The sequence below is a fragment of the Psychrobacter glacincola genome, from assembly GCF_904846215.1.
GTDB classification, from domain to species: Bacteria; Pseudomonadota; Gammaproteobacteria; order Pseudomonadales; family Moraxellaceae; genus Psychrobacter; species Psychrobacter glacincola.
This window is the reverse complement of sequence record NZ_CAJGZK010000007.1, coordinates 39,558-59,034: the sequence shown is the minus strand read 5'-3', so window position 1 is coordinate 59,034 and position 19,477 is coordinate 39,558. Positions and strand designations below refer to the sequence as shown.

The 19,477-nt window shown below is 42.8% G+C and carries 18 protein-coding genes; 11 read left to right on the top strand and 7 right to left on the bottom strand.

Features of this window, described 5'->3' with window-relative positions; all coding sequences use genetic code 11:
• Window positions 1–91: 91 nt before the first annotated feature.
• A complete protein-coding gene (gene ispZ / locus JMW90_RS05910; protein ID WP_201562164.1) occupies window positions 92–643 on the bottom strand; it encodes a septation protein IspZ in 552 nt (183 codons plus the stop codon).
• 154 nt (window positions 644–797) lie between these two features.
• On the opposite strand from ispZ, the gene JMW90_RS05905 reads away from it, so the two are divergent.
• Window positions 798–1,679 carry a PHP domain-containing protein gene (locus tag JMW90_RS05905; protein ID WP_201562162.1) on the top strand — a complete coding sequence of 294 codons (882 nt, stop codon included), beginning with the start codon at window positions 798–800 and terminating at the stop codon, window positions 1,677–1,679.
• 166 nt (window positions 1,680–1,845) lie between these two features.
• Entirely contained in the window at window positions 1,846–3,366 is a 1,521-nt protein-coding gene (locus JMW90_RS05900) for a GGDEF domain-containing protein (protein ID WP_227691878.1), read from the top strand.
• Between the two features lie 33 nt (window positions 3,367–3,399).
• Here the strand turns inward: JMW90_RS05900 and truD are convergent, their stop codons facing one another.
• Entirely contained in the window at window positions 3,400–4,593 is a 1,194-nt protein-coding gene (gene truD / locus JMW90_RS05895; protein ID WP_201562160.1) for a tRNA pseudouridine(13) synthase TruD, read from the bottom strand.
• A gap of 171 nt (window positions 4,594–4,764) precedes the next feature.
• Between truD and JMW90_RS05890 the strand changes: the two genes are divergently transcribed.
• The 4 genes from JMW90_RS05890 to JMW90_RS05875 all read left to right on the top strand — a co-directional run bounded on the left by JMW90_RS05890 (window position 4,765) and on the right by JMW90_RS05875 (window position 8,376).
• Window positions 4,765–6,426: an FAD-dependent oxidoreductase gene (locus JMW90_RS05890; protein WP_201562158.1), complete on the top strand. Its 1,662-nt coding sequence runs from the start codon at window positions 4,765–4,767 to the stop codon at window positions 6,424–6,426.
• A gap of 227 nt (window positions 6,427–6,653) precedes the next feature.
• Window positions 6,654–7,292 carry a GNAT family N-acetyltransferase gene (locus JMW90_RS05885; RefSeq protein ID WP_201562156.1) on the top strand — a complete coding sequence of 213 codons (639 nt, stop codon included), beginning with the start codon at window positions 6,654–6,656 and terminating at the stop codon, window positions 7,290–7,292.
• Between the two features lie 341 nt (window positions 7,293–7,633).
• Window positions 7,634–8,002, top strand: coding sequence for a hypothetical protein (locus JMW90_RS05880; protein WP_227691877.1), 369 nt, complete (start codon window positions 7,634–7,636; stop codon window positions 8,000–8,002).
• 92 nt (window positions 8,003–8,094) lie between these two features.
• Window positions 8,095–8,376: a DUF503 domain-containing protein gene (locus JMW90_RS05875; protein WP_201562153.1), complete on the top strand. Its 282-nt coding sequence runs from the start codon at window positions 8,095–8,097 to the stop codon at window positions 8,374–8,376.
• A 56-nt stretch (window positions 8,377–8,432) separates the two neighbouring features.
• On the opposite strand, the gene JMW90_RS05870 is transcribed toward JMW90_RS05875, so the two are convergent.
• The 5 genes from JMW90_RS05870 to uvrA form a co-directional block, all read right to left on the bottom strand.
• Window positions 8,433–8,999: a hypothetical protein gene (locus JMW90_RS05870; RefSeq protein WP_201562151.1), complete on the bottom strand. Its 567-nt coding sequence runs from the start codon at window positions 8,997–8,999 to the stop codon at window positions 8,433–8,435.
• Window positions 8,965–9,525: an IS630 family transposase gene (locus JMW90_RS05865; protein WP_201562149.1), complete on the bottom strand. Its 561-nt coding sequence runs from the start codon at window positions 9,523–9,525 to the stop codon at window positions 8,965–8,967. Before JMW90_RS05865 ends, JMW90_RS05870 begins: the two co-directional genes overlap by 35 nt.
• A complete protein-coding gene (locus JMW90_RS05860; RefSeq protein WP_201562147.1) occupies window positions 9,464–9,805 on the bottom strand; it encodes an IS630 transposase-related protein in 342 nt (113 codons plus the stop codon). Before JMW90_RS05860 ends, JMW90_RS05865 begins: the two co-directional genes overlap by 62 nt.
• A gap of 43 nt (window positions 9,806–9,848) precedes the next feature.
• A complete protein-coding gene (locus JMW90_RS05855) occupies window positions 9,849–10,859 on the bottom strand; it encodes a P-loop NTPase fold protein (RefSeq protein WP_201562145.1) in 1,011 nt (336 codons plus the stop codon).
• Window positions 10,860–10,982: 123 nt separating this feature from the next.
• Entirely contained in the window at window positions 10,983–13,889 is a 2,907-nt protein-coding gene (uvrA, locus tag JMW90_RS05850; protein WP_201562143.1) for an excinuclease ABC subunit UvrA, read from the bottom strand.
• A 652-nt stretch (window positions 13,890–14,541) separates the two neighbouring features.
• On the opposite strand from uvrA, the gene JMW90_RS05845 reads away from it, so the two are divergent.
• From JMW90_RS05845 to JMW90_RS05825, 5 genes are all read left to right on the top strand, one after another.
• Complete coding sequence (locus JMW90_RS05845; RefSeq protein ID WP_201562141.1) at window positions 14,542–15,906, top strand: MFS transporter; 1,365 nt, start codon at window positions 14,542–14,544, stop codon at window positions 15,904–15,906.
• Window positions 15,907–16,014: 108 nt separating this feature from the next.
• Window positions 16,015–16,671: a single-stranded DNA-binding protein gene (ssb, locus tag JMW90_RS05840; RefSeq protein WP_201562139.1), complete on the top strand. Its 657-nt coding sequence runs from the start codon at window positions 16,015–16,017 to the stop codon at window positions 16,669–16,671.
• A gap of 511 nt (window positions 16,672–17,182) precedes the next feature.
• Window positions 17,183–17,506, top strand: coding sequence for an H-NS histone family protein (locus JMW90_RS05835; protein ID WP_201562137.1), 324 nt, complete (start codon window positions 17,183–17,185; stop codon window positions 17,504–17,506).
• 217 nt (window positions 17,507–17,723) lie between these two features.
• Window positions 17,724–18,563 (top strand): type II secretion system protein N, encoded by an 840-nt coding sequence (gene gspN / locus JMW90_RS05830; RefSeq protein ID WP_201562135.1) that lies wholly within the window; start codon window positions 17,724–17,726, stop codon window positions 18,561–18,563.
• Window positions 18,564–19,469, top strand: coding sequence for a type II secretion system protein N (locus JMW90_RS05825; RefSeq protein WP_227691876.1), 906 nt, complete (start codon window positions 18,564–18,566; stop codon window positions 19,467–19,469).
• The last annotated feature ends 8 nt before the right edge of the window (window positions 19,470–19,477 follow it).

Below are 19,477 nucleotides of genomic sequence, written 5' to 3'. Positions count from 1 at the left end.
CTCATCGGACTTAATAAACCATCATGGTTCTCATTGGCATTCAGAAATAACAAAATATCTACTACAAGATGTCAGCTATGATGTAACTTTTTTATTTAACAGACTTATCCGTTAATGCAGGGTTTAGATGCTTTTTTAATAATAAAAATTGAGCAACTACGAATACCAACATAAGCGGAATCCAGCCATAAGTTTTAAAGTTGATCCAAGCCTCATCAGACATGGTAAATGCCGTGATATAATGTAGGACAGCCATCATGGCAAAAAACAATGCCCAAGCGATAGTCAGTTTTTTCCAACCACTCATCGTGAGCAAAAAGACATCTTTCATTGCCAGTTGCATCAAAGGCTTGTTGATTGCGGCACTGACCAATAGCGTTAGGGCAAAAATACCGTTAATAATCGGTGATTTCCAGCGCAAATAAATATCGTCACGTAACAGCAAAGTGCCACCGCAAAAAACGATGGTTAACAATAAAACGACCCATTGTTGTTTGTCGAATTTGCCTTTTTGACGCACAAAGTGAATCGCATAGACGATAATAGTGGCAACGAGTAATGCGCCGGCTGCCGCCAAAATACCATTGTAACGAGCGGCAATAAAAAACGCGATTAAAGGAATGAAGTCTAATAAGGCTTTCATAGCAAATAAAATATCCAACCAAAACGTATGCGCTAGTTTACACGTCTACTGCGCCAAAAAAAAGCAATCAACACGATAATCCTCTGATATGACCTGCTTTGGCGCTTTTAACCTTATTTTACTCAAGAATATTCAAAACTCTAAGGCTCGCTTTATGAAAATTGATTTACATTGCCACAGTACCCGCTCTGATGGCACTTATGCACCGGCAGAAGTCGTACAACGCGCCCATAGCGTTGGGATTAATGTACTAGCTTTGACCGATCATGATACCTTGCTCGGTATCGATGAAGCGCGCGCCATGGCTGAATCTTGCAATATACAATTGATCAATGGCGTAGAAATCAGCTGTGAACATACCTTGAGCGGCGGCTATGGTAAAAATAAATCGACCAATAAAATCATTCATGTACTTGGTCTTGATTTTACGGACCGCGAAAAAATGCACGCCACACTACAGCAGCTGCAAGACAGCCGTGCCACACGTGGTCAACGTATCACTGAAAAACTCAGTACGTTGCTTACTATCGATTACGATGAGCTGTGGCAAGCTGTTCTTGCTAAAGCCAGTGGCAATCCGCAAGCAGTTGGGCGTGCACATATCGGACAGGTATTGTTTGAGCGCGGCGAGGTCAAGACCGTACAAAAAGCCTTTGATAAGTATTTGGCGGATAACAAACCGGCTTATGTGGCGATTGAGGCGCTGACAATGCAGCGCGGCATTGAGCTGATACAAGGATGTGGCGGCAAAGCGGTGCTAGCACATCCGACGCGTTATCAGCTGTCAGCGACGCGCGTCCGTAAGCTTATTGAAGAGTTTGCCCTGCTTTGCGGTGATGCTTGTGAATTACCTGCCAATAGCGAGCCTGTCAGCACGCGCAAAATGGTTGACCGTAGTATTGCTGAGCACAAGCTTGCAGTATCAATAGGTAGCGACTTTCATGGTAGTAATATGCCATGGAGGCGCTTGGGCGATGTACCCAAGATACATCCCGAGCAGCAAGGTATCTGGCAATCTTTTGCGACTTTATCTTAAATAGACAACGGCTGTATTTATTGACCGATGAATCAATTAAACGGATTGATAAATCGGTCAAAAATTGCCACACTCAAGGATAGGTTGAGATTTAGTATCAATCATAACACCGGATAGATTGCTCTGCTTTTGACTCAATCACTTTCATTCTTTGTGGTAGCCCCTTATGGCTTTTTCGATATCTCATCTAGGCTATAGAAAACTCTCTCGAGTGATTTTCGAGTGGCAGGCTGCTGATAGAGCATTGCTGCTAGCCTTGTTTGTGTTGATGGAAATTACCTTACATTGGCTTTGGTGCTTATATGTTTGGTTTCGTAAAGATACCTATGGCGCCTATGTTGATATGGCGTTGTTGTATCCTTTATGGCTTGGCATTACGCTTCTTGGACTCTTCTTTTTATGGATGGTCAGTCGCTTATCGCCTATCAAAACGGGTCATGGGTCGCTACATACATGGCAAGCGGTCTTAATCACACTCTATAGCACTTATATTGCGGTGATTATTTTGGTGATGGGGCATAGCAGCTTGGTTGCTGGGGTGTCGCTGGTGGGCGGGGCGATGCTCGGTATGATGCTTATACGGCGCCGCTATGTGTGGAAGGCTTTTTTGGCTCATAGTATGCTGATTTTTTTGGTCACGCTGATTCCCTATTTTGGCTTTACGATTCCCAATCTACAACAAATGACGATGACGTCTTTTCCCTTGGATAGCTATAGCTATTTGACCTATAGCGAGACCACGGCTATCGAAAATTCCATCTCTGCGTCCATATTTCAAAATGGGACGCTTAGCTGGGATACGTTTAATCAACTGCGTTTTTCTTCTGCGTTTTTTTGGCGCAGCACCCATATTTATATGTCGCTGCCAAAAGCGATCTTTATCATCTATATGTTTCGCACGCTGCTGTTGATATTGGATAACAGTAAAGCTGAGATTATGCAGTATGCCAATCATGACGAATTGACACAGTTAAAGAGTCGTCGCTACGGCTTGACGCAAATGCAGCAAGCGCTTTTGGCAATGGGGGATCAGCAGGATTTTAGTATTGTATTATTAGACTTAGATTGGTTTAAAAACATCAATGACAATTATGGTCATGATGTTGGCGATCAGGTGTTGTCTGAGATTGCACAGACCTTATTGAATTCATTGACAGAAGAGGCAATCGTGAGTCGATATGGCGGAGAAGAGTTTTTAATCGTGCTCCCAGATACGTCGCACGATAGCGCCATGATGATTGCCAAACAACTGCGCCGAGATATTGCTGAGCAGGTCATCAGTGGTGACAACCATGCAGATTTTAATGTTACGGCAAGCTTAGGGGTTTATACCTTGACGCATGATGAGCGCGCTCATATTCAACGTGAATATAGAGCTGCTGAGGCAAAAGAGAATGTGCAGTCGCCAAACCATTCAAAAAAAGACTGGCCATCTATTAAAGGGTTGCAAAAAAGTAGCCCAAAACACAACAGCTCTCAACGAAGAATTGCCCATAGAAGAAAACGCGTCGCCACAGAAATTGCAAAGGCGCAATTGCCCATTGACATCTGCCAGCGCTTGATTTGTATCGCTGATAAAGCATTATATCAAGCCAAAGATCTTGGGCGCAATCAAGTCGTCAGTGCCAATGACGTACTAACGACAGAAAATAGCACGATCATCTCATTTTATACCGCTAGCAAATAAATCAGTACTTTGCTCTTTTCAATCTTCAGTCATTTATGATATAGAGGATGACGAGGTACTTAATTCCTGTACCAAACTTGCCAATACGCTGGTCGCAAAGCTACCGGTCGTCAAAGTAAAGTTTAATACCAGTATCTGTCCACCTTCTATGTCTTGCCATTGCCAGCTTAATGCCTCAATAGGTAAGCGCAGTGCTCGCCTTTGCGCCTTGATATTACGTTGCTCTAAACCTGTGGCTAGCTGAGTTAATAATGGGCTTTGCGCGACGATATCAGTTTCCATAGCTGCTGCTTGACCACTGACTTTGTCATTAGCTGTGCCCCATAGTACGGCAGTCGGATGGATATCACCCGCTTCAAGACGTCCTTGTAAGGTATCGTCTATCTCGTCGCTTGCAAATATCGAGCCTGAGCCATCTAGATTGAAGACTTCACCTGCCAGTCCGGTATTCCAGCTGCCATCACCGACACGTACTGCCAATATTTTATTAAATATCAAACTGCGCGCTGCCGACAGCTCCATGGTGTTTTGCTCTCGCGGCACACGTTTGCGTTTGCCTTTATTAGACGGCGGACGGGCTTCAGGTACGGGACGGGCAAACAGTGACAATGCTTCTCTAATATTGTTGCCACTGCGACCAAAGCGCTGCGGCCCAAAATAATTGGGCACACCGCTTTGGCTGATAGTTGTTAAGTGTTGCTCGACAGCTTGCTTAGTAGATAACAGTTGTTCAGGATTCGAGAAAGAATTATCAATATCCGCAAATTCAATATCACGCAAGGTAATAATAAATTGATTGGCGCGGTGCGTACCGCGATTGAGTTTTTTATTGTGCCACTGCTGCTCAAGGATAGTGACTGACTCATTGGCGCTGATATCTACGGGCGCAAACTCAGAGTCTGGCAGTTGTTTTTTTGGTATGCGCAGGCTAAACCACTGCGTCGTTAGTGCATGACGGTCTTTCAGCCCTGAGAAACCGACATCACGTAATGGAATCTCCGCCCATTCAGACAGCAGTTTTGCAAGGTAGGCGGTATTCATCCCTGACTTTTGGATATGTAGCCATAAATGCTCACCTTCGCCCGTGAACTCCAAAGGTAACAGCTCATTAACGACGAAATCTGTGGTATGCGCTTTATAAGTAGCTTGCTTTAACGGCGGCTGCATAGGCTGCGGTAACTTGGCGGTATCAGTGGCAGTGGTAATATCATGGTCTTGAACAGTCATAGAGTAGCCTTTTACATTTTGTATAACATTAATAGGGATTAAAAAGGCAGTAATTACGTTTTGCAACGTGGCAAACATACAAAAGAACAGCATCAGTGAAGGGAGCTTGCTACTATCGATAAGTCTCAATATGCTTTAAACAGGAATAATAATAACCGCTAAGGATGACTTATGACCAATACAGCTACTATAAATACAGCTACTATAAATACAGTCACTATAAACAAAGCCGACATCATCAGTGGCGGCATGAAATCCTATAAACAGGACGACGATAGTATCATTTTAATTACCCGTGATGAGGATGAGTTTAGCGCATTTGATGGTAAATGTCCGCATGCTGGGGCAGATTTGGGCACAGGTTTACGTTGCGGTAATCGGGTGATTTGTCCTTGGCATCATGCAACTTTTGATAGTCGTGACGGCACGCTACTAGAGCCATTAGCGACAGAAGGCTTGACCCAATATCAAATCACAGACAATGGTGATAGCTTGACGGTTGATACCTCAGCCAAGATAGATAAGCAGGTTAAAAATGATAAGCTGACTGACACTCATACCATTATCGTTGGTGGTGGCGGTGCAGGTTTTATGACCGCCCATCAACTGCGTAATACTGGCTACGGCGGCAAGATTACCTTGGTGAGCGCCGAGGATAAAGCCCCTTATAATCGACCTTTATTATCCAAGGCATTTTTGGCAGGGAATATGCCAGAAGAAAAGCTCTTACTGGGTGGTGCAGATTGGGCGAATAAACACAATATTGAGCTGCATCTAAACCAAACGGTCAGCGAAGTAATATCCAATGAGCGCACTATCGTGATGACAGATAATGACGGCAATGAGGATAGACAGACAGCAGACTTCTTAGTCGTGGCAACAGGCGCTGAGCCCAAGATTCCACCTATTAAAGGCGCGACCCTTGATGGTGTCTATACCCTGCGTAGTATGGAAGATGCCAAATTAATCAAAGCCGCCAGTCATGATCAGCGCGTGGTCATCGTCGGTACGGGCTTTATCGGTATGGAGGTCGCGTCAGCACTGGCGCAGTCGGGTACTACTGCCTCTATCACTGTTATCGGTCAAGACCATCGCGTGATGGGTAATATCGTCTCAGAAGTGGTCAGTAATGCGTTGATTAAATTGCATAAAGAAAAAGGTATTCAGTTCGTGTTTGACGCCAGCGTCGCTGAAATTACGGCAGCTGAAAATAATACTACTAATGACGAAGATAACTTCTCACAAGTGTGTGGCGTCAAATTAGCCAATGGTGAGCAAATCGATGCCGATATCGTGATTTTGGGCACGGGTGTCGCACCGCGTATGGAGTTATTACAGGATACCAATCATCCGGATGGCGTACAAGTTGATGAACATCTACAACTGCGCGATGGCGTTTATGCGCTTGGCGATATTGCCAAAGCAAGTAATCAACTGGGACGCATGCGTATTGAGCATTGGCGCGTGGCATTGCAACATGGCATGGTCACGGCAGCAGCGATATTAAAGGATGACAATGTCAACTCGCTAGCGGAGCGTATTCCTTTTTTTTGGACGATGCAATACGGCAAAAGTCTGCGTTATAGCGGACACGCTGCGACGCCAGAGTATGGCATTTTGCTTGGCTCGCCAGATACTTTTAATTATATCGAATATTATTTTGATGACGAGGGTGAGAATACACGTGCCAGTGCAGCAAGCTCGCTTGGGCGTGATAAAGAATTGGTGGCATTCTCTGAGTTATTACGCTGTGGGCACGCGCCAACGCGGGCACAGGTTAACGCAGGGCTTGATATTATGGAGCAAGCGCAGGCGTTATCGCGTTATCGTTGATCCACTTTTAAAGGAGTACAGAACTACTGGGGTTAATTATTCGCAGCCTCTGTCGGCTAGGCACAGCAAGCAAGAAAAATTAACCCCAGTAGTGATTGATAATATTTGTATTTCTTTTATTTAGGACTGATTATAGTACTGAAAACGGATAAATATTACTATCAAAGCTGAGCTATTTCATTGGGTCAGCTTTTTTAATATAGGTATAAAAAAAGGGAAAGAATAATATGAATAAAGCCTACTTAAATAAAGAATCCGTGTTTTTACGTCAAGCTGACATTGAAGATATTGACGCACTAGAGCAGTTATTGAACCGTTGTTATCGGCAGACAGAAGGCTGGACCAATGAGGCAGATTTGGTCGGCGGTATTCGTATCACTCAAGATGAGCTGGCTAGTACCATCGCTAATCCCACCCATTATCTGTTCGTCTATCCAAAAACCACAACGGGCGAGCGTGATGGCGAAGAAACAGGTGAGTTATTAGGCTGTATTGGCGTAGATATGAAAATTAATGCTGGCTCAAATCAGAGTAGCTATAATAAAAGCGCTTACATCGGTATGTTTGCCGTCCATCCTGAGCTACAAGGGCAGGGCGTTGGTGATGTAATTTTGCAAGCAGCTGAGACATTTGCGGCTCGTCATTTGCAATCAGATAAGCAAGCCACTGATAGTCAAGCAACGGATAAAAAACCGGCTCGTTTGACCATGTCTATTTTAAGCCATCGTCCAGAGCTATTGTCTTATTATCAGCGCCGCGGCTATCAGCTAAATGGTAATAAAATGCCGTTTCCAAATGATGGGAATAATGGCGAGCCAAAGCGTCAGGATTTGGAATTATTAGAATTAGAAAAAATGGTTAATTGAAAAATATTGAATGTTTAAAGGCTGATTTTATCGACCCCAAAAGTATTTGAAAGTCATAAATAGTCCCATGCTCAGCAATAAAAATGCCACCACGATTAAGCGCTTAAACCAGTTAAATGCTGGTAAGCGTGTGGCATTATCATTGGATGTGATATAGGCAAATAAAAATATCAGACTGACAACCAAGGTTATAATGCCAAGCCCAATAGGTAATATAAAAAAATACGCCTGCCACATGCTTATCTCGCAACCATCATTATTAAGCACATCATAGCAGTATCCCGATTGTACTGTCTGACTTATCCGCACCTTAAACTTTATAAACATATCAGGAGTACGACGTGGGAAATTTCGAAAAATGGGTATTGATTGTGGTATTTATCCCATTCTTTGCCGCGTGTTCTAATGCGCCTCCTGAAAGTACGGTTGAAGGGCTGATTGAAGCACAATATGAGCAAACGACCAAGATAGTAGAAGACGCAAAGGCTAATGCAGGCAATGATAAGATGGCAAAAGTCATGAGCGGGATGATGGAGAGCATGATGCCAAAGCTTGAGCGCATTGAGAATATCGACTGCGATACCATTGAGGGTGAAAACGCCTATCTCTGTAGCGCTGATGTCACGCAGTCGATAGCGGGTAATAGCCAAACCAATAAGACAGGTTTTAAGGTATATAAGCTAAATAATGAGTGGGTATTGGGAGATTAATGGCTACTCTGTTAGCTTTTGATTATAGAAATCGTTTACTCAGTCGAGACAACGATAGCTGATAAGTAAGATACTTAAATAAGGAGTAGGGCATGCATATCGTCATTCTAACTTTAAGCTTTACTCTACCCGGTTGTGGCTCGTTAAAAGAGAAGCGCCAACGTATGGGCGGCTTGCATGCTCGCTTTGGCAATACGCCAAGTGTCGCGGTATGTGAGAGCGGTGAGCGTGATCGGCATGAGGCCAGCGAGTGGGCGTTTGTGATCGTCGGGCTGTCCAAACGTGAGGTCGAGTCGCAATGCAGCCAAATCGAGGAAAAGATAGAGCGGACGGTAGATGCACGGGTGATGAATGTTGAGAAAGAGTTTATCTAGGTTAGATAATTTATCTATAAAGGCCAATTTGACAAAATTTTGCCTTCCCTTATGATTTAAATATAGTTTAAATTATCGGTAATATTCAACCACATTTCAATTGGCGCTCGACTATTAGGGTTTTCTTCTATTTTTTCTTTCAGTAGCTCCAATGTCCATTGGCGTAGTATGTCTTTCTTCATAATATAAATTAGGTTATTAAAAGTGATTGTTGGGCTGATATATCTATTTGAATAATTCCATGACAGGGTGTTCCAATCCTCGATGAACTTTAAAGAAATAATATGATGTCTAAATGCTGGATAACTTATAACATGAGCGATATATGATTTTCGGTCTCTCTCATCGCTTAGAGGTTTCCAAAGAATACCCCTGAGTTCTGACTTGTTTATGTTTAACAGACTCAGGTCAAAATTTTTATCATCATAAGTCTTATTATGGAAGTAATCATCGAATAACGTATGATATTTATCTTTATTATCTACATTGGAAGAATAGGATAGTGAGATATTGCCAAGATATTCATAGAAAATATCATCACCATCTACTCCTGACGGATACCAGTAAGACTCATTGTAATTGCTATAGTCAATCCACAATAAAATTAGTACATCCCATATCATGGAACAGTTTAGTTAGATTATTTTCCATCCATCCTTGTCGTAGAAACTTAGCCTGTGCCCATTTTTTCTCAATAGGGTTTAAATCAGGGCTGTAAGGCGGTAGAAATAGTAGGCGATGACCATGTCTATTTAGCAGCCTCTGAACCCGTTTGTGAAAGCTGGCATTATCCATAACAATCACACACTTACGTTTAAGGCTCGGGATTAGCGTGGTTTTGCACCAGTTATAAAATATATCTCCATTGATATTCTTCTCAAAGTAATCAAGTGCAAATAACGCTTTTTTATATAAGGCACCAATAACGTTGGTGCGCTTTTTGCCTTGCCAGTTATAGCGATCAATGCAAGGGGTTCCAATAGGTGCATAGCCATGAGAGCGAATGGTCTCGGCCTCAAAGCCACTCTCATCCATGTATACAATTGCATAGCCTTGAGCGATGTAGTCGCCCAGTTTTCTTTGATACTTAGCTCTCTTTAGGGGGCAAGCTTTTGGATGCGCTAAGGTCTTTTTTTTGGCTAATGCCAAGACGTTTTAAAGCGGCCTTGATACCCGACTTACTACAGTCAAAACGCTGTGCTCTCTCGTACATGTAATCGTCTGGATACTGTTCAATATCTATTAATAGCGCTTCATTAGGTATTTTACTGGGTGGTTTATTGCGAGTTAGTTTGATACTAGGATCTTTGAGCCAATTCTGTAGCGTGGCCTTACTAATGTCATAGAATGCACAAGCTTGCCTGATACTCATGCCTTGTTTTTCGACACTTTTAATCACTTGAGCACGGAAATCTGCTGAGTAAGTCATAATCTTTTTACTTTTCGCTTGTTTTAAAACTACTGTACTATCTTTATAAAGGATTTACTATAGCCCAGCTTTCCAATCTAAATTTTTTATGAAATTTTTCTATGATTCGTTTCGCTTTATCAATTTTATCATTTAACCTTGCTTTTTCTTCTTCGCTACCAAATCTTCTGGCTTCAATACGCTCATCTAAATGACGGTCAGAAAAGTAGGTTTGAAATAGTTTCATATCGATACCGAACAAATCAGGCATATCATATACGGCCTTTATAATTAATACTTGTCTGAGTATCTCTTCTTTGCTTAGCTTTGATAAAGATGATGAGTGTTTTATTATTTCGTGATAAGTTTTCTGAACACGCTGATAAAATCTAAGGTTTCTAACACCAATAGTTTGATAAAATTTTTCGTAGATAGGAAATGTCTCGATATCACTAATCTTATCTTTAATAATTGACAATGAGTCGTCTAAAATTAAGACTTCATCAAACACCTTTTCTTTATATTTGTCAAAATAGTCTTTATCTTCTGATTCTTCGTCATGCATTATCATCAATACTTGACACTTACGCTCATTTCTTAAGTAATTTACCAAACCCAATATTTCTGACATTGGTAAGCTATCTGATTTCCTTTCTATATCATCTAAGCAAACTAATGTGTCTTTTAGATGAGACATGATGATATTGGTAACGAGTTTATTACCAATATTAATACCAAAGCGCATATCTCCTGATGCACCGATATTTCCACCACCTACGAATCCAAATAATTTCTTAAAATGCTTTGAAATATCGACACTCAAAGGTGAATCGTAAGCCGCATCTGTTTGCACTTCAGTGGCGATTGCTAATTTGAGACTCTCTAGCGAATCCAATCCAAACAAAGATACATAAGCATACTTTTTACCAGAAAAGGATTCTCTATTTTTATCACGAAAGTTATTCCAGAAATAAGTCTTACCAATACCCCATTCACCTGTGAGGGCAACAGCAAAAGGGTTGTCAGTTTCGATAAGCTTTACAAGCTTTTTTTCGAGGTTCTCTACATTTGCCATTACTCATTGCCTTACAGATGTTCTTAAAATATTGCCTATATTAGCATTGAATATAAAACCTCACCCAACAAAAAAGGCCACCCCCTAAAGAGTAGCCTTTTATCAAAAGTTAACTAACTTGTATTAACTCACTTCTTTCATTGCTTGCTTAAGCATCGGCTTTAAAAACTCACCCGTATATGAGCCTTTTACTTCCGCCACTTCCTCAGGCGTACCTTCAGCGATAATCAGTCCGCCACCTTTACCGCCTTCAGGGCCAAGGTCAATCACCCAATCAGCCGTTTTGATGACGTCAAGATTGTGCTCGATGACGACGATAGTATTACCTTTATCACGTAAGGTATGCAGAATATGCAGCAGCTTATCGATATCATGAAAATGCAAACCAGTCGTTGGCTCATCCAAGATATACAGCGTCTGTCCCGTATCACGCTTGGCAAGCTCACGCGCCAATTTAACACGTTGTGCTTCACCACCTGATAGCGTCGGTGCAGACTGTCCAAGACGAATATAGCTAAGACCAACATCCATTAAAGCTTGCAGACGACGATAAATCGCTGGAATGGCTGAGAAGAACTCAGTCGCATCTTCAACGGTCATATCTAGGACGTCAGCGATGCTTTTGCCTTTATAATGAATCTCTAAAGTCTCGCGGTTATAGCGTTTGCCTTCACAGATATCACACGGCACATACATATCAGGTAAGAAATGCATTTCGACTTTGATAAGACCATCGCCTTGGCACATCTCACAGCGCCCGCCTTTTACGTTGAAGCTAAAGCGACCCGCTTTATAACCACGAGCGCGTGCTTCTTGTGTTTGGGCAAACATTTCACGTACTGGCGTAAACACGCCAGTATAAGTCGCTGGGTTTGAGCGCGGCGTACGACCAATTGGGCTTTGATCGATATCGACCATTTTGTCCAAATGCTCAAGTCCACTGATGCTGTCATGCTTATCCGCAATCAGCGTTGAGGCGTTATTCAACTGCGTGGCGGCTAATGGCATCAAGGTACGATTAATCAAAGTTGATTTACCAGAGCCAGAAACACCTGTGATACAAGTCATGATGCCAATAGGTAAGGTCAAATCAACATCGTGCAAGTTATTGCCAGATGCGCCTTTTAGCTCAATCGTCATAGGAACTTGTTTGGGCTTGGCTTTGCCTTTGACTTCCATATCTATCGTTTTAGCTTTATGACGAATAGTAGGAATCTCGATTCTTTTCTTACCAGACATATATTGTCCAGTCAGCGATTCTTTATTTGCCATGATGTCATCGACCGTACCCTGAGCGATGATATGTCCGCCATGTACACCCGCGCCAACACCGATATCGATAACGTGATCCGCTTGACGAATCGCATCTTCATCATGCTCGACGACCAGCACCGTATTACCCAAATCACGCAGCCGCGTTAAGGTTTTTAGCAAGCGATCGTTATCGCGCTGATGTAGACCAATAGATGGCTCATCAAGGACATACATCACGCCCATCAGACCCGCGCCAATTTGGCTGGCAAGACGAATACGTTGCGCTTCACCGCCTGATAGCGTTTCGGCAGAGCGGGCAAGGGATAAATAATCAAGACCGACACTGACGAGGAAATTTAAGCGCTCATTAATTTCTTTAAAGATTTTTTCAGCGACTTCGCCTTTATGACCGCCAATTTTTAGCGTTTTATAATAGTCAGCTGCGTCACCGATAGACAGTTTGACGATTTCGGCGATGGTGTGATTCTCAACACGGACATTGCGTGATATTTCATTAAGACGCGCGCCATCGCAGACATTACAAGTGGTATCTGCCAGATATTTCGCCAGCTCATCACGGACGAGATTGCTTTGGGTTTTAGCATAGCGACGTTCTAAATAAGGTAATACGCCTTCAAAAGGTACAGTCTTGTTGGTTTTACGACCGCGCTCATCGGTAAAGTTAAAGGTCAGCTTTTCTTTACCAGAGCCTTGCATAATGATATCTTGCTGCGCTTTTGGCAGCTCTTGCCATGGACTGTCCATGTCAATTTTAAAATGATTACAGACGGTAGATAACAAACCAAAGTAATAAGCATGACGCTTATCCCAACCATTGATTGCGCCTTGATTGAGTGATTTCTCATGATGGGTAATGAGTTTTTCTGCAGAGAAATACTGACGTTTACCGAGACCATCACAGCTTGGGCAGGCGCCATAAGGGTTGTTAAAACTAAACATACGCGGCTCAAGCTCAGAGACCGCACGATCACAAACAGGGCAAGAGTGCTTAGCTGACATCACTTGGTTTTCATCGCCGCCTTCTTTGGGATTACCCTCCATAAAGTGTAGCGTGACCAAACCTTGACCCAAACGTAGAGCGGTCTCTAAACTTTCTGCAACGCGATTACCCAAGTCATCACGGACTTTAAAGCGATCGACCACCACTTCAATGGTGTGTTTTTTCTTTTTATCCAATGTCGGTAGCTCGTCAGTATCGTAGACATCACCATCGACGCGCACACGTACAAACCCTTGCCCAATTAATTGCTCAAGCAATACCGTATGCTCGCCTTTACGCTCACGGATGACTGGCGCAAGAATCATTATCTTAGTATCAGCGGGCAATGCCATAACCTGATCGACCATCTCAGTCACCGACTGCGCCACCATCGGCTCGCCGTGCTCTGGACAATAGGGCGTACCAATGCGTGCATAAAGCAGACGCAAATAATCATAAATCTCGGTAATCGTCCCGACCGTAGAGCGTGGGTTATGGTTGGTTGATTTTTGCTCGATAGCAATCGCAGGGGACAGCCCTTCAATACTATCAACGTCTGGTTTCTCCATTTGAGATAAGAACTGACGCGCATACGCCGACAAGCTCTCGACATAACGACGTTGCCCTTCAGCATACAAGGTATCGAATGCCAATGACGATTTACCAGAGCCTGATAAACCCGTAATCACCACAAATTTATCTCGTGGAATGTCTAAGTCGATATTTTTTAGATTATGAGTGCGTGCGCCGCGAACCTTAATATACTCATGTGCCATCGGTGATAGGTTTCCTATTTGCTAAAATGGTATTTTCAAAAAATTTAAAAGGGTAATTAATATGAGTCAAATAACTCATCAAAAACGTGGATAATTTTAAAGATGCTATTCAAATTACTATGGCTTTATAAAAATATGCAGTTCTCACAAAGCGATAGTAATGCTTGTCTATCTTAGATCATGCTTTTAATACTTGAAATGGATAAAGGTAATCTAAATAAAGGGTAACTAATATGAGTGGTTTGTTATAGATTTAGCCGAGCAACGTTGTTTTATCAAAAGATTCATCATAAAGTTTTTTTAGACAACAACGTTCTCAACATCTCACTTTATTGTCATGATGGCCGCATTATTCAAGGTGTGATGACTGATGAGATGCACTTGGTAACAAAATTATCGCGTAATATTAATGGCTTAAGTCTGTGTCCGCTATGATGCTGAAGTAGGAGGGCAAAAGTCTCGGCAAGCAGACGGCGAATGTCTTATACTAGTGAGCTTAATTTGTACGCTAAAGCCTTGATAGAGCGGTAATGATAGCTTGACAGAGCGGTAGTGATAGAAATCATAGCGGTATTGATAGAAAGTATAGCGGCAGTGATATATCAGCAGTGCAGCCGTGATAAACCAGCAATGATGAACCAGTGAGGCAAGTATGAATAGCGTAGAAAAACGGGCAATCCTCGGGGTCGGTGGCATCTTTGCCTTGCGGATGATCGGTTTGTTTATGATTGTGCCAGTATTTTCTGTGTATGGTGATAATTATTCGCATGCGACGCCGTTTCTGATTGGTTTGGCAGTCGGTATTTATGGGCTAGGGCAGGCGATATTTCAGATCCCGATGAGCCTTGCTGCGGATAAGTTTCCACGTAAGCCGATTATATTTTTAGGTCTCATCTTATTTGGCCTCGGCGGTATCATCGCCGCCAATGCCACGGATATTTATGAGGTCATCATTGGTCGGGCGCTGGCAGGCAGTGGTGCGGTTTCTGCGGTATTAATGGCGTTACTTGCTGATGTGACTCGGGAGGAGATGCGCACCAAAGCGATGGCGACGATGGGTTTGACCATTGCCACCTCTATCATGCTTGCGTTTGCCTTTGGCCCCTTATTAGTCGGCTCACTCGGTATTTCTGGACTGTTTTGGTTGACCGCAGGCTTTGCGGTTTTGGCGATGTTATTGTTACTTTTTGTGCCGACGCCGCTACGGGTGCTTAAGCACAATTTAGACAATAAATCGATTGGCCAGCAGTTGGCGACAGTCCTAAAAATTGGTGATTTAAATCGATTGCATATTGGTATTTTTGCCCTGCATCTGACCATGACGGCCATCTTTGTGATTTTGCCACATCAGCTCAATGAGGTACTAGGATTGTCGGTACGTCAGCAAGGCTTGGTCTATTTGCCTTTACTGTTCATCGGTTTTGCCGTCGCGATACCTTTTATTATTATCGCCGAAAAGAAACGTAAAATGCGCCAAGTATTTTTGGGTGCCATTGCACTGATGACAGTCGCCTTAGCCTTATTGGCGCTCGGTGGTCAGGTTGGTGTGGGTATTATATTAGGTTTACTGCTCTACTTTATGGGCTTTAATCTACTTGAGGCGACGATTCCTTCATGGATATCTAAGCGCGCACCAGTCGCCAATAAAGCGACCGCGATGGGGTTAAATTCATCCAGTCAGTTCTTTGGTGCGTTTGTTGGCGGTGCGATGGGTGGATTACTATTAAGTCAGCCTAACGTACTGGCTTGGGGTTTATTGGCTATCATAATGGCGGCCTCTTTATTGCTGATTATTCCTATTGCTGATCCACCATATTTATCAAGTACCACAGTGACGATACCAAAGCATATCAATATTCAGGACTGGTCACGGCAAGTGCTGGCAGTAGATGGTGTTGATGAGTTGGTGGTCATGGCAAAAGAACAAGTTGCCTATTTAAAGTTGGACAAAACACAGCTCACAGATACTTCGCGACAGGAGCTGTCGCATCTGGCGCAAAGCCCCCTAGATATTTAACAGAAAAATGGTTAAAGTAAAAGTATATTACTGCTAAGATTAATGCTTTATATTAAAGACTCGATTAAAGCTGATAATAAAATTATTCATAAGTAAAAGGACGATATCATGCGCGGTGTTAATAAAGTTATCATCATCGGTAACCTCGGTGCAGACCCTGAGGCACGTCAATTCAATAACGGCGGTAGCGTGACCAATATTTCGGTTGCGACATCAGAGCAGTGGACAGACAAGCAAAGCGGTGAAAAAAGAGAAGCAACGGAATGGCATCGTATTTCATTGTTCAATCGCTTGGGTGAAATCGCCGCGCAGTATCTTCGTAAAGGCAGCAAAGTCTATATCGAAGGCAGCTTGCGCACCCGTAAATATCAAGATCCCAATGGGCAAGACCGTTATATCACTGAAATTCGTGCTGAGCAAATGCAAATGTTAGATGGCTCCACAGGTGGTAGTAATGATGCTGGTAGCTTTGGTAGCAATAACCAAGGTGGCCAAAGCAATCAAGGTAGCTATGGTAATCAGGGCGGCGGATTTAGTAACCAAGGAAGCCAGAACGACTATGGTCAACAAGGAGGCAATCAGCCAGCTCAACAAGGCGGCTATAACCAAGGTGGCGGTGCGTCACAGGGTGGTCATCAAAATAGCTTTAACAATCAAAATGCGCCAGCTCAGCAGAATCAATTTAATAAGCCGACTCAAGCACCAGCACAGTCGAAGCCTACAGCGATGCCAGATGGTCCTGTAGACGATGATATTCCGTTCTGATGGTTATAAGAGATGGTTTGTAAAGATAATTAATTAGATAGGGTCTATGTAAGTAGACCCTTTTTCTATATTTAAAGAAAGGTTAATAAATAAAGCTATAGTCAGAGAAAAGTAATATCGATACATCAAGTACTGCTGATATTAATTTTTCTTGCTTGCTGTGCCTATGCAGACAGAGGCTGCAAAAAATTCATACCAGCAGTACCGTAGCGTTTCTAGAGTATTTTGACTATATTTATTTAATGTCATTGATTGTCGTTAAATTAAGCATCATTTATTGGTTTTTATATAAAATGACGATAAGTCATTGTTATTGTCAGTATTTTTGTTTATATTAGCACTGCTTACAATTTTAAGAATCAACACAGTATTTATCATTAAACAATCAAATGTTTATCAATATTTGAAAGATTTATCATTGAATAATTACTGTATTTAGTAACTCTTGATAAATCTATTCTTAGTATAAATACTATTTATTTATACCCTTTCTTTTAATGTGGAAAATACTATGAACAAAAGTAACGTTATTGATTTAAATAACTTAAACGTTGATGAGCTACGTGCTATTACTGAAAATGCGCAGCAACTTATTGCTCAAAAACAACACCAGCGCTTGTATGATGCTTATACGCAATTTGAAAGAATCGCTGAAGAGAGCAATGCCAGTATTGAGGATATTTTGCAAGCGGGCGAGAAACTAGAAAAGAAGCGCAGCATTAAATATCGCAATACCGATGATGACGAAAAAACTTGGACTGGTCGCGGACGTAAACCAACATGGTTGGTAGAGGCATTAGCTGCAGGTCGTCATCTTGAAGATTTTGCTATTTAATTTTCTAATGGATAGTCGCTCTGTTATTTGGTAACTAGCGCTCTGTCAGTAGAGATTTGTTTGATTGATGATTAGATCAAACGATTATAGGTAGGTAAAAGCCAGTATCTTTGTTGCCAATATTTGGATGAAAAGATACTGGCTTTTTTGCTGTCATCTGTATGCTATTGTTTGCTATGATAATGACGTTTTTATCTGATATAAGAGTTATGCCATCGTGACCCAAGTATCCGCCTCGTCTCATAAGCGTCCCCGCCGTAAGCTATGGTGGTTGGTCGGGCTTGTCTTATTTGCGCTATTTGCTGTTTTGCAGATGCCCGCAGCATGGCTGCTTGAAAAGTATGCGCCAGAGACGCCTTATGTGCAGCACGTGTCTGGTAACGTATGGCAGGGTGCTGCGATTTGGCAGATCCCTCTGTCAGCAGCGCCATTGATTGGTGCGGCTGAATGGTCGTGGCAGCCGTGGCATTTATTATTGGGTAAGTTTGGTGCAGAGGTTGATATTTTATCAGAGCAAACTCGCCTAAATGGGCAGGTGAAAATAGGTGCAAACTCTTGGGAAATAAAAGACATGAGCGGTAAAATTGCGCCTGAGACTCTGACTCGTGTCGTCGATTGGCAATTACCAAATACGCCAATTCAGGTCAATAATATCTCACTAAAACGTCAGTCTGGTTCAGATACAGCCGATAATGGTTCAACCAATGAATCTAGCAAAAATCTCTCTGGGTTTAGTCAAGCGGCGGGTCAGCTAACATGGGTTGGCGGCGAGCTTGGCTACCCTAGTGGGGGTAAGGTCTTTTATATCACCATACCAGCGCTGCGTGCTGAGCTCAGTGCTGAGCAGAAGAATAATAAAAACCTGCTGCATATCAATCTTGTCAACAATCAAGATAAGCGTTTAGGCGACTTGTATCTCGATGGTGATAATATGTTGGATGTCAGCTTGACGCAGCGTCTGCTCGAGAGTATGCCTGAATACAAAGGACAAGCGCCGCAGGATACGCCTGTGGTTAGTGTGCGTCAACCATTGCTAAATGGGCTAGGGGCACGCTAGATGATGATGACGCTCCCTACAAGTTTGAAACCTGTGTTGAATGTTTTCAACCGCTTTGCCGCTTGGCTGCTATTACTCACCATCGCTTGGTTAAGCTGGACGGCAGCGCGGCTCTTATGGCTACTGCTTGCGCCACCGTTAGCACCGGCATTACCACTCGTGCCTTTACAGGATAACGCTTTATCTGCTCCAGATTATAGTAGTTTATTTGCTATTTTTGCCGACCCTGATCCTATCGCTGCTGTGGTACAGCCGCCGCCTAATATTGCATTGAAAGGCGTCTTACTCGCCATACCAGAGAGTCTGTCTTCAGCACTCTTAGATGTCAACGGTGAAGTCAAAAACTACCGAATCGGTGACACCTTAAAAGACAGTGATTACACTCTGGTCGCAGTTGCTTGGAACGAGATTATTATCGCTGATGCCACTGACAAGGAAACGGTGATTCGGATGGTAGAAGCCATGCCACTTGATCAAAGTGCAATGATGGCAGGCGGCGTCAGTAACCAGCGCTTGCAAGATGGTAATATGTTACCTAATGCGTCTTTGCCTGACCAACCCAATACTGATAGTCAACCAGCTGCTGGAGCGCCTAGCAACAACGATCCCAAATCTGCAATTGATGAAGCGGTGACTGAATTACAAGAAAATCCTGCTAATTATTTGAGTAGAATGGGTGTCATGGCAGGTGGCGATAACTATCAAGTCACGGCAGCGATGCCTGCTAATATACGCAATCGCTTGGGACTTGAATCTGGTGATCGAGTGCTGAAAGTCAACGGGCAAAGTGTCGGTGGTGATCCTGCTCAAGATGCTCGCGTATTACAACAAGTGAAGCAAACAGGGGAAGCACAAATAGAGGTACAACGTGGCGATCAAGTCATTACGATTCGCCAGCAGTTTTAGCTCATATC

What these genes read in the sequence shown, in the direction of transcription:
- ispZ (WP_201562164.1), bottom strand. Translation starts at nt 643, where the DNA reads ATGAAAGCCTTATTAGACTTCATTCCTTTAATCGCGTTTTTTATTGCC.
- JMW90_RS05905 (WP_201562162.1), top strand. Translation starts at nt 798, where the DNA reads ATGAAAATTGATTTACATTGCCACAGTACCCGCTCTGATGGCACTTAT.
- JMW90_RS05900 (WP_227691878.1), top strand. Translation starts at nt 1,846, where the DNA reads ATGGCTTTTTCGATATCTCATCTAGGCTATAGAAAACTCTCTCGAGTG.
- truD (WP_201562160.1), bottom strand. Translation starts at nt 4,593, where the DNA reads ATGACTGTTCAAGACCATGATATTACCACTGCCACTGATACCGCCAAG.
- JMW90_RS05890 (WP_201562158.1), top strand. Translation starts at nt 4,765, where the DNA reads ATGACCAATACAGCTACTATAAATACAGCTACTATAAATACAGTCACT.
- JMW90_RS05885 (WP_201562156.1), top strand. Translation starts at nt 6,654, where the DNA reads ATGAATAAAGCCTACTTAAATAAAGAATCCGTGTTTTTACGTCAAGCT.
- JMW90_RS05875 (WP_201562153.1), top strand. Translation starts at nt 8,095, where the DNA reads ATGCATATCGTCATTCTAACTTTAAGCTTTACTCTACCCGGTTGTGGC.
- JMW90_RS05870 (WP_201562151.1), bottom strand. Translation starts at nt 8,999, where the DNA reads ATGATATGGGATGTACTAATTTTATTGTGGATTGACTATAGCAATTAC.
- JMW90_RS05860 (WP_201562147.1), bottom strand. Translation starts at nt 9,805, where the DNA reads ATGACTTACTCAGCAGATTTCCGTGCTCAAGTGATTAAAAGTGTCGAA.
- JMW90_RS05855 (WP_201562145.1), bottom strand. Translation starts at nt 10,859, where the DNA reads ATGGCAAATGTAGAGAACCTCGAAAAAAAGCTTGTAAAGCTTATCGAA.
- uvrA (WP_201562143.1), bottom strand. Translation starts at nt 13,889, where the DNA reads ATGGCACATGAGTATATTAAGGTTCGCGGCGCACGCACTCATAATCTA.
- JMW90_RS05845 (WP_201562141.1), top strand. Translation starts at nt 14,542, where the DNA reads ATGAATAGCGTAGAAAAACGGGCAATCCTCGGGGTCGGTGGCATCTTT.
- ssb (WP_201562139.1), top strand. Translation starts at nt 16,015, where the DNA reads ATGCGCGGTGTTAATAAAGTTATCATCATCGGTAACCTCGGTGCAGAC.
- JMW90_RS05835 (WP_201562137.1), top strand. Translation starts at nt 17,183, where the DNA reads ATGAACAAAAGTAACGTTATTGATTTAAATAACTTAAACGTTGATGAG.
- JMW90_RS05825 (WP_227691876.1), top strand. Translation starts at nt 18,564, where the DNA reads ATGATGATGACGCTCCCTACAAGTTTGAAACCTGTGTTGAATGTTTTC.